This window comes from Streptomyces hygroscopicus (genome assembly GCF_026168105.1).
GTDB classification, from domain to species: Bacteria; Actinomycetota; Actinomycetes; order Streptomycetales; family Streptomycetaceae; genus Streptomyces; species Streptomyces hygroscopicus_D.
This window is the reverse complement of sequence record NZ_LBMW01000103.1, coordinates 1-8,268: the sequence shown is the minus strand read 5'-3', so window position 1 is coordinate 8,268 and position 8,268 is coordinate 1. Positions and strand designations below refer to the sequence as shown.

The 8,268-nt window shown below is 71.6% G+C and carries 2 protein-coding genes; both read left to right on the top strand.

The window, feature by feature from the left end; all coding sequences use genetic code 11:
* The first annotated feature begins 37 nt into the window (after positions 1-37).
* Positions 38-6,964, top strand: a complete 6,927-nt coding sequence (locus AAW14_RS38725; protein ID WP_265569165.1) for a non-ribosomal peptide synthetase — start codon at positions 38-40, stop codon at positions 6,962-6,964.
* On the top strand, positions 6,964-8,268 hold a 1,305-nt coding region (locus tag AAW14_RS38720; protein WP_265569164.1), incomplete at its 3' end, for a condensation domain-containing protein. The genes AAW14_RS38725 and AAW14_RS38720, both read left to right, overlap by 1 nt.

Genomic DNA, 8,268 nt, shown 5'->3' with positions numbered 1-8,268 from the left:
GGTGGCCGATGGTGATGTTGGTCAACTGCCGGAGTTGGTGGGGGGCTTCGCTGCGGAGCGGCTGCCGGAGTACATGGTTCCGGCTGCGGTCGTGGTGGTGGACGCCCTGCCGCTGACGCTGAACGGCAAGCTCGACCGCAAGGGCCTGCCGGTGCCCCAGTACGCGACCGGTGGTGGCCGGGGCGCGGCGAACGCGCGCGAGGAGATCGTCTGCGCCGCCTTCGGGGACGTCCTGGGCCTGGAGAGCGTCGGAGTGGATGACGACTTCTTCCGGCTCGGCGGGCAGTCGCTGATGGCGATCCGCCTGGTGGAGCGGCTGCGATCGCAGGGTGTGTCGGTGTCGGTGCGGACGCTCTTCCAGTCCCCGACCCCGGCCGGCCTGGCAGCCTCCACCGGCGCGACGCAGGTGGAGGTGCCGGAGAACCTGATCCCCGCCGACGCCCGTGAGATCACCCCGGAGATGCTGCCCCTGGTCGACCTGAGCGCCGACGACATCGCGCGGATCGTCGCCTCCGTCGAGGGCGGCGCAGCCAACATCGCCGACATCTACCCGCTGGCTCCGCTGCAGGAGGGCCTGCTCTTCCACCACCTGCTCGCTGAGGGCGGCGAGGACGCCTATGTGCTGCGGGCGGCGCTGGAGTTCGACACCCGGGCGCGCCTGGACGCATTCCTCGACGCGCTGCAACTGGTGGTGGACCGGCACGACATCTTTCGGACCTCGCTCGTCTGGGAGGGGCTGCGTGAGCCGGTGCAGGTGGTGTGGCGCAGGGCCGTGCTGCCGGTGACCGAGGTGACCCTCGACCCGCGGACCACCGACCCGGCGGCCGAGCTGCAGGCGATCGTCGGCTCCTCGATGGACCTGGGCCGTGCCCCCCTCATCAGGGTCGACTACGCCGCGCTGCCGGGCGGAGGCTGGATGGCCCTCGCCCGGATGCACCACACGGTACGTGACCACACCGCGCTCGAAGTCGTGCTCAGCGAGGTGCGGACGATCGTGGCCGGGCGCGCGTCGGAGCTGCCGACGCCGCTGCCGTTCCGCAACTTCGTCGCTCAGGCACGCGGAGGGGTCTCGCTCGAGGAGCACGAGCGGTACTTCGCCGGTCTGCTGGGTGACGTCACGGAGCCGACCGCGGCGTACGGGCTGTTGAACGTGCGCGGCGACGGGGCGGGTTCGGTCCACGGAGTGACAGCGTTCGGCGAGGAGCTGAACGTACGCCTGCGGGAGACCGCGCGCAGGCTCGGGACCAGTCCCGCCACGCTGATGCACGTGGCATGGGCCCGGGTGCTGGCCGCGGTCAGCGGCCGTGGCGACGTGGTCTTCGGCACGGTGCTGTACGGCCGGATGAACGCCGGGGCCGGTGCCGACAGGGTTCCCGGACCGTTCATGAACACGCTGCCCGTACGGGTGCTCACGGACCATCAGGGCGTGCTGGGCGCCGTCACCGCGATGCGCGACCAGCTGGCAGAACTGCTGGAGCACGAGCACGCGCCACTGGTGGCGGCGCAGCGGGCCAGTGGCCTTGTCGGCGACACCCCTCTGTTCACTTCGTTCCTCAACTACCGCCGCAACGAGATGCAGAGCGCCGAGGAACGTACGGGCACGGTGATGGAGGGGACCCGGCTGCTGCTCTCGCGTGAGCGCACCAACTACCCGCTTGTGGTCCTGGTCGACGACAACGGCGACGGGATCGAGGTCGCCGTGGATGCCGTGGCCCCGATCGATTCCACCGCGGTGGGCGTGCTGGTACGCACTGCCGCCGGGAACCTGGTAACCGCGCTCGAGGCGGCGCTGGACGGTGGCCCGGAAGTGCCGTTGAGCGCGGTCCGGGTGCTGGAGGACGCCGAGCGGTCCCGCCTGCTGATGGAGTGGAACGACACGGCGATCGAGGTGCCGCGGGGAACGGTCGCAGGCCTGTTCGAGGCTCAGGTGGCGCGGACGCCCGACGCGGTGGCAATCGTCGCCGGCGGCGAGCGGGTGTCGTTCGCCGAGCTGGATGCCCGGGCGAACCGTCTCGCGCACTACCTGGTCGGCCAGGGCATCGGCGCCGAGTCCGTCGTAGGCCTGGCTCTGCCCCGCGGCATCGCAATGATCAACGCGATGCTGGCGGTCTGGAAGGCGGGAGCCGGCTATCTGCCGCTCGATCCCGAGACCCCGGCGGACCGGGCGGCGTTCATGCTCACCGACACCCGAGTGGCGCTGGTGCTCACCACCGAAGAGGTCCTGGACGACCTGCCTGCCGGACGGATCCGGACGGTCGCGCTCGACGGGACGCTGACGGCTGTGCAACTGGCCGCGGCGCCCGCGACCGCGCCGGAGACAGCGGCCGACCCGGGCAGCCTGGCCTACGTGATCTACACCTCCGGTTCGACAGGACGACCGAAGGGCGTGGCGGTCACCCACGGAGCGCTGACCAACTACGTGTCCACTGTCCCTCCGCGGATCGGGTTCACCGAGCCGGGCAGTCGGTACGCGCTGCTCCAGGCCCAGGCCACCGACCTCGGCAACACCGTCCTCTTCGCGAGCCTGGTGACCGGCGGTGAGCTGCACATCCTGGAGGAGCGGGCCGTCACCGACCCGGCCGCGGTCTCCGGCTACCTGGCCGAGCACGCCATCGACGACCTGAAGGCCGTCCCCTCGCACCTCGCGGCGCTGGGCGCCGTGGCTGGCCTGGAGCACGTGCTCCCGGCGAAGGCCCTGGTACTCGGCGGTGAGGCCGCCACCCCGGGCTGGGTGCGGGAGCTCCTGGAGGCGGCAGGTGAGCGTCCGGTGTTCAACCACTACGGCCCGACCGAGACCACCATCGGTGTGGCCACCACCAGGCTGACCGCCGACCTGGTGGCCGACGGGGCGGTCCCGATCGGCAGGCCCACCGGCAACACCCGGATGCACGTGTTGGACGACCGCCTGCAGCCTGTGCCGGTAGGCGTGCCGGGCGCCCTTTACGTCGCGGGTGCCCAGCTGGCACGTGGCTACGTCCGGCGGGCGGGCCAGACCGCCGAGCGGTTCGTAGCCAACCCGTTCGAGCCGGGTACGCGGATGTACCGCACGGGTGACAGGGCGAAGTGGACCGCGGACGGCCAGGTGGTCTTCCTGGGCCGTGCGGACGAACAGGTGAAGATCCGCGGTTTCCGGGTCGAGCCGGGCGAGGTCCAAGCGGTCCTGGCCGCGCACCCGCAGGTCGCCCAGGCCGCGGTCGTCGCGCGTGAGGACACCCCCGGTGACACCCGCCTGGTCGCCTACGCCGTGCCCGGCGACGGCTCGGACGGCGAGGGCTTTGCGGCGCAGTTGCGGCAGTTCGCGGCGGAGCGGCTGCCGGAGCATCTGGTGCCGTCGGCCGTGGTGGTGCTGGAGGCGCTGCCGCTTGCCGCCAACGGCAAGCTGGATCGCAAGGCGCTCCCGGCACCGGACTTCGCAGGCCTGGCCGGTTCCGGCCGGGCACCGGCGGATGCCCGCGAGGAGATCGTCTGCGCGGCCTTCGCCGAGGTCCTGGGTCTGGAGCGGGTCGGCGTGGACGACGACTTCTTCGAGCTGGGCGGGCACTCCCTGGTGGCGGTCAGGCTGGTGGAGCTTCTGCGGGTGCAGGGCGTGTCCGTCTCGGTGAGGACCTTGTTCGACAGCCCTACCCCCGCCGGTGTGGCGGCCTCCGTGGGCGCCGAGCGGATCGTGGCGCCGGCCAACCTGATCCCCGCAGGTGCGGCGGAGATCACGCCGGAGATGCTCTCGATGGTCGAGCTGTCGGCGGAGGAGATCGCCCAGATGGTCGCGACCGTCCCCGGCGGCGCGGCCAACGTGGCCGACGTCTACCCGCTGGCCCCGTTGCAGGAGGGCCTGCTCTTCCACCATGTGCTCGCGGACGGTGGCCAGGACGCCTATGTGATGCCCGCGGTGCTGGAGTTCGACTCGCGTCAGCGGCTGGAGGCGTTCGCCCAGGCCATGCGGCAGGTGGTGGACCGGCACGACATCTACCGCACCGCATACGTCTGGAAGGGGCTGCGCGAGCCGGTGCAGGTGGTGCTGCGGCACGCACCGCTGCCGGTCACGGAGGTCGAGCTGGATCCACGGGGTGCCGATCCGGTCGCCGAGTTGGTGGAACGGGGCGGCCACTCGATGGACCTGTCCAGCCCGCCGCTGATCACCCTCCACATCGCGGCCGTGCCCGGCGACGGCAAGTGGCTGGCGCTGGTCCGGGCGCACCACATGGTGCGTGACCACACGGCCCTGGTCGTGCTGCTGACGGAGGTCCAGGCGTTCCTGACGGGCCGAAGCGCCGAGCTCCCCGCGCCACTGCCGTTCCGGAACTTCGTCGCGCAGGCGCGCGGCGGAACGGCCCAAGCCGAGCATGAGCGGTACTTCGAGGCTCTGCTCGGCGACGTCGAGGAGCCCACCGCCCCCTTCGGCCTCGTCGACGTGCGCGGCGACGGCGCGGCCCTGGTGCGCAGCCCGGTCGAGCCGGCGCCGGGGGTGGACGCCCGACTGCGTGAGGTCGCCCGCCGACTGGGGACGAGCCCGGCGACACTGCTGCACTTGGCATGGGCGCGCGTACTGTCGGCCGTGTCGAACCAGCAGGACGTCGTGTTCGGCACCGTCCTGTCGGGTCGGATGAACGCCGGCGCCGGCGCGGACCGGATCCCCGGCCCGTTCATCAACACCCTGCCGCTGCGCGTCCGCAACGACCGACTGGGTGTGGTGGCGGCCGTCTCCGCGATGCGGAGCCAGCTGGCTGAGCTCCTCGAGCACGAGCACGCCCCGCTGGTGGTGGCGCAGCGTGCCAGCGGTGTGGCGGGCGGCAGCCCCCTGTTCACCTCGTTCATCAACTACCGGCGCAACGCCGGCCGGAACCTGGACGAGCGCTGGGACGGTGAACTCGAGGGCACCCGGCTGGTGTTCGCACGGGAACGCACCAACTTCCCGCTGGCGCTCATGGTCGATGACAACGGCGAAGCGATCACACTGTCCGTGGACGCGGTGGCACCTGTGGACGGTGTCGCGGTGGGCGAGCTGGTGCGCACCGCGGTGGCGAATCTCGTGTCGGCGCTCGAGACGGCGCTGGACGGCGGCCCGGAGCTGCCGCTGGGTGCGGTGGCGGTGCTGGGCGAGAGCGAGCTGCACCGGATGCTCGTCGAGTGGAACAGCAGCGGTCGAGGTGTGGCCGCGGCGACGGCGCCGGAATTGTTCGCGGCGCAGGTCGCCGAAACGCCCGATGCGGTGGCGGTGGTCGCGGACGGTACGAGACTGTCGTACGCGCAGCTGGACGCGCGGGCCAACCGGCTCGCGCGGTTGCTGATCCGCCGGGGAGTTGGGCCCGAGTCGGTGGTGGCGGTGGCCCTGGAGCGCGGTGTCGAGCTGGTGGTCGCGTTGCTGGCGGTGGCGAAGGCCGGCGGCGCATACCTTCCGGTGGACCTGTCGTACCCGGCGGAGCGCATCGCCCGCATGCTGCAGGACTCCTCGTCGGCCGTCTTGCTGACGTACAGTCATATAGCCGTGGGCGCAGCGGACCTGGCCCGGGTGGAGCTGGACGACGAGGGCACGGGCCGGGAGCTGGCGGGACTGACCGAGGGCCCGCTGGAAGCCGTGGAATTGCTCGCCCCGTCGAGTGCGGACAACGCGGCGTACGTCATCTACACCTCCGGTTCCACGGGGCGGCCCAAGGGCACGGTTGTTGCGCATCGGGCGGTCGACCGGTTGGTGCGCGAGTCCGGCTATCTGGAGCTGGGGCCGGGGAACGTGGTGGGCCAGCTGGCGTCGGCCTCGTTCGACGCGGCGACCTTCGAGGTCTGGGGCGCCCTGCTGACCGGGGCAACGCTGGCGGTCGCCGCGCCGGGGGCGCTTTCGGTGGCCGAGGTCGGAACGTTCCTGGCGGCGCACGGGGTGGACACCCTGTGGTTGACCGCAGGTCTGTTCCACGAGGTGGTGGACCAGGACGTGTCGGCGCTGGCCGGGGTGCGGCGGCTGCTGGCGGGCGGTGACGCGCTGTCCGTGGCACATTGCCGCCGGCTGCTGGCCGCGCTGCCGTCGATACGGCTGTTCAACGGCTACGGCCCGACCGAGAACACGACCTTCACCACGGTCCACGAGGTACTCGCAGGCGAGCTGACCGAGGGCGCCGGATCCGTGCCGATCGGAACGCCGATCGCCGACACGCGGGTGTATGTGCTGGATGCCGCACTGCGTCCGGTGCCGGTGGGTGTGGAGGGAGAGCTCTACACCACGGGCGCCGGTCTGGCGCGCGGGTACGAGCAGCAGCCCACGTTGACGGCGGAGCGGTTCGTGGCGTGCCCGTTCGAGCCGGGCGGCCGGATGTACCGCACGGGGGACCGGGTGAGCTGGACCGCGCAGGGCCGGCTGCTGTTTGCAGGTCGTACGGATCACCAGGTGAAGATCCGCGGCTTCCGTGCCGAGCCGGCGGAGGTCCGCGAGGTGCTGGCCGAGCACCCGCAGGTGGCGCAGGCCGAGGTCATTGCGCGCGAGGACACCCCCGGCGACCGGCGGCTCGTGGCCTACGTCGTCGCCGCCGACGGTGCAAGTGACGAACTCACCCTGCTCGTACGTGAGTTCCTTACCGAGCGGCTGCCGGAGTATCTGGTTCCCGCGGCGACCGTGGTGCTCGATGCGCTGCCGCTGACCGCCAACGGGAAGCTGGACCGCAAGGCCCTGCCGGCCCCGGAGTACACGGCAGGCGAGGGCCGCAAGCCGGCCGACGCCCGCGAGGCAGCCATCAGCGCCCTGTTCTCCGAGGTTCTCGGCCTTGGGAACGTGGGGATGGACGACGACTTCTTTGCCCTCGGCGGCCATTCCCTGCTCGCCACGCGCCTGGTGACCCGGGTGCGGGAAGTGCTGGGAGTGGAGCTGCCGCTGCGGGCGGTGTTCGAAGGACGAACCGTGGCCGGCCTGGCCCGGCGGGCGGGAACCGAGAAGACAACCCGGCCGGCTCTTCGGCCGATGCGCAACCACGAGGAGTCCTGATGGTTCCCCTGTCCTTCGCCCAGCGCCGACTCTGGTTCATCGGGCAGTTGGAAGGCCCGAGCGCCACATACAACCTCCCGGTCGTGCTTCGCCTGTCGGGCCAGGTGGATGCGGAGGCGCTGAACGCGGCGCTGCGGGACGTGATCGGGCGGCACGAGGTGCTGCGCACCGTCTTCCCGACCTTGGACGGCGAGCCCCACCAGTGCATTCTCGAGCTCGACGAGCTGGCCTGGGAGCTGGCCGTGGCCGAGTTGGCCCCGGCCGACCTGAACGGCGCGGTGGCGGCTGCGTCAGGGTACGCCTTCGACCTGTCGCAGGAGGTCCCGATCCGGGCCTGGCTGTACTCGACCGGACCCGACGCACACACACTTGTGGTGACGACACATCACATCGCCGGTGACGGCTGGTCCATGCGCCTGATGGCCCGGGATGTCTCGGTGGCGTACGCGGCGCGTTCGGCGGGTCGGGCCCCCGAGTGGGAGCCGCTGCCGGTGCAGTACGCCGACTACGCCCTGTGGCAGCGGGAGCTGCTGGGCGAAGAGAGCGATCCGCACAGCCGGATGTCGCGTCAGGTCGAGTACTGGCGTGACGCGTTGGTGCACGTTCCGGAGGAGCTGGCGCTGCCGTTCGACCGTCCGCGCCCGACGGTCGGCTCCTACCACGGCCACCGCGTGCCCCTGGAGGTTCCCGCCGAGATGCACGCGCGGCTGGCGGAGCTGGCGCTGGCCGAGGGCGTGACCCCGTTCGTGGTGCTGCAGAGCGCACTGGCGGTGCTGCTCTCCCGCCTCGGGGCAGGCACCGACATCCCGATCGGCTCGGCGGTCGCCGGGCGCGCCGACTCGGCGCTGGACGACCTGGTCGGCTTCTTCGTGAACACCCTGGTGATCCGCGCGGACCTGTCGGGCGACCCGAGCTTCCGGGAGTTGCTGGCGCGGGGACACGAGACGGCCCTGGCGGCGTTCGAGCACCAGGACGTGCCGTTCGAGAAGCTGGTGGAGGAGCTCGCGCCGACCCGGTCGATGGCGCGTCACCCGCTCTTCCAGGTGATGCTGACCCTCCAGAACAATGCCGGGGCGGTGCTGGAGCTCCCCGGGCTACGCGCCGAAGTGGTCCCGGCGGACGTTCACGGGTCGAAGTTCGACGTCGAGGTGGATCTCTCGGAGACCTTCGACGCCGAGGGCCGGCCGGCGGGTCTGCGTGGCTCCCTGACCGTGGCCGCGGATCTGTTCGAGGTGGCGTCAGCCGAACTGCTGGCCGTGCGTTTGGTGCGGGTGCTGGGTGCAGTGGTGGTGGATCCGGATTTG